Source organism: Hyphomonas sp. UBA3195 (assembly GCF_002366485.1).
Lineage (GTDB): Bacteria > Pseudomonadota > Alphaproteobacteria > Caulobacterales > Hyphomonadaceae > Hyphomonas.
In genome coordinates, this window is the sequence record NZ_DEXB01000005.1 from 115,962 (window position 1) to 116,251 (window position 290).

The 290-nt window shown below is 61.0% G+C and carries 1 protein-coding gene; it reads left to right on the top strand.

What is annotated here, in order from left to right; genetic code table 11:
- Window positions 1-290: phosphomethylpyrimidine synthase ThiC (locus B2344_RS02740; RefSeq protein WP_290484611.1), on the top strand; the 290-nt coding region annotated here is incomplete at both ends.

The following is a 290-nucleotide window of genomic DNA, read 5'->3' on the forward strand; positions in this document are numbered from 1 at the left end:
GAATGGATCATCCGCAACAGCCCCGTCCCCATCGGCACCGTGCCGATCTACCAGGCGCTGGAAAAGGTCGACGGCGTCGCCGAAGACCTGACCTGGGAAGTCTATCGCGACACGCTGATCGAACAGTGCGAACAGGGCGTCGACTATTTCACCATCCATGCGGGCGTCCGCCTCGCCTATATTCACCTCACCGCCGACCGCGTCACCGGCATCGTTTCGCGCGGGGGCTCGATCATGGCGAAATGGATGCTCGCCCATCACACCGAAAGCTTCCTCTACACGCACTTTGA